Raw genomic sequence first — 373 nt, forward strand, 5'->3', positions numbered from 1 at the left:
TGCACCGCCGGCGGCTCCCACGACGGCACCCCGCCGCCGACCCGGGACGTGTACGCGGTGACCAGGTCGCGGACGAACGGCCCGCCGGACGAGCCGTCGGCGGAGATGTGGTGGACGACCGTGACGACCACGAAGTCGTCGGCACCGATCTCGAAAACCCTTGCTCGGAGCGGAATCTCGGTGGTCACGTCGAACGGCTGCCCGACGAAGGCGGCCATCGCCCCGGCGATCGACGCCTCGTCGACCGTGACGACGTCCATCGCGACCGAAGCCCGTCCCGCGGGCAGGATCACCTGGACGGGCCCGTCGACGGTCTCCGGGTAGACGGTGCGCAGCGACTCGTGCCGCGCCACCACGTCGGCGACCGCCGCGC

The 373-nt window shown here is 72.7% G+C and carries 1 protein-coding gene; it reads right to left on the minus strand.

Annotated elements, in window-relative coordinates:
• Positions 1-373: condensation domain-containing protein (locus QR64_RS15015; RefSeq protein ID WP_039585997.1), on the minus strand; the 373-nt coding region annotated here is incomplete at both ends.

Source organism: Rhodococcus sp. Chr-9 (assembly GCF_000801125.1).
Taxonomy (GTDB): Bacteria; Actinomycetota; Actinomycetes; order Mycobacteriales; family Mycobacteriaceae; genus Rhodococcus; species Rhodococcus pyridinivorans.